General features: G+C 65.9%; 1 protein-coding gene. It reads left to right on the plus strand.

The annotated features are described in order from the left end of the window. Positions 1 to 1110 (plus strand): condensation domain-containing protein (locus tag ACFQUU_RS29315; protein ID WP_382252165.1); only part of this gene is annotated, 1110 nt, incomplete at both ends.

Here is a 1110-nt window from a genome sequence, read left to right on the forward strand (position 1 = left end):
CCGATGTGCAGCTTGATACTGAAGCGCTGCGCGCAGTTCTGTCAGCAACGCTGCCCGAGTACATGGTGCCGGCGGCGTACGTGCAGCTCGACACCCTGCCGCTGACGCCGAACGGCAAGCTGGACCGGCAGGCGTTGCCGGCACCGGAAGGCGACGCCTACGCGAGTCATGGGTATGAAGCACCGGTCGGTGAAGTCGAAACTGCACTGGCTACGATCTGGGCCGAAGTTCTGGGCGTTGAGCAGGTCGGCCGCCACGACAACTTCTTCACCCTCGGTGGCCACTCGCTGCTGGCGGTCAAGGTCGCTTCACGCGTGCGTCAGGTACTGGGCGTGGAACTGGGCGTGACCGAGCTGTTCGCCCATGCCAGCCTGTCCGCACTGGCAACAGCCGTCGGCCAGGCTGCCCAAAGCGAGCTGCCAGCCATTGCGCTGGCGTCGCGTGCAGACGCGCTGCCGCTGTCGTTCGCGCAGCAACGGCTGTGGTTCCTGTCGCAGATGGAGGGCGTCAGCCAGGCGTATCACATCCCGCTCGGACTGCGCATGCAGGGAACGCTCGACCGTGCAGCGCTGCGCCATGCGCTGGACCGCATCGTCGCCCGCCATGAAGCCTTGCGCACGACCTTCGTGCTGGAACAAGGGCAGCCGGTGCAGCGCATCGCCGCTGACACTGGCTTCGCGTTGCAGGAACATGATCTGCGCAACCAGAATGACGCCGAAGCCAAACTCGACGAACTGGCAGAAACCGAAGCTGCAGCGCCGTTCGACCTTGCCACCGGCCCGCTGGTACGTGGTCGCCTGATCCGGATCACCGAGGACGAGCACGTGCTGCTGGTGACGATGCACCATATCGTCTCCGACGGCTGGTCGCAGGGCATCCTGGTCAACGAGTTCAGCGCGCTGTACAACGCCTATCGTGCCGGCGAAGACGATCCGCTGCCGCCGCTGGCCATCCAGTACGCCGACTATGCGGCCTGGCAGCGACGCTGGATCGAGGGCGAGGTGCTGCAGGCGCAGGCGACCTACTGGCAGCAAACGCTGGCCGGGGCGCCGGCGCTGCTGGAGTTGCCGACCGACCATGCGCGTAGTGCCGTGCAAAACCTGGACGGTG

The sequence above is a fragment of the Herbaspirillum sp. GCM10030257 genome (assembly GCF_042666555.1).
GTDB lineage: Bacteria > Pseudomonadota > Gammaproteobacteria > Burkholderiales > Burkholderiaceae_D > Noviherbaspirillum.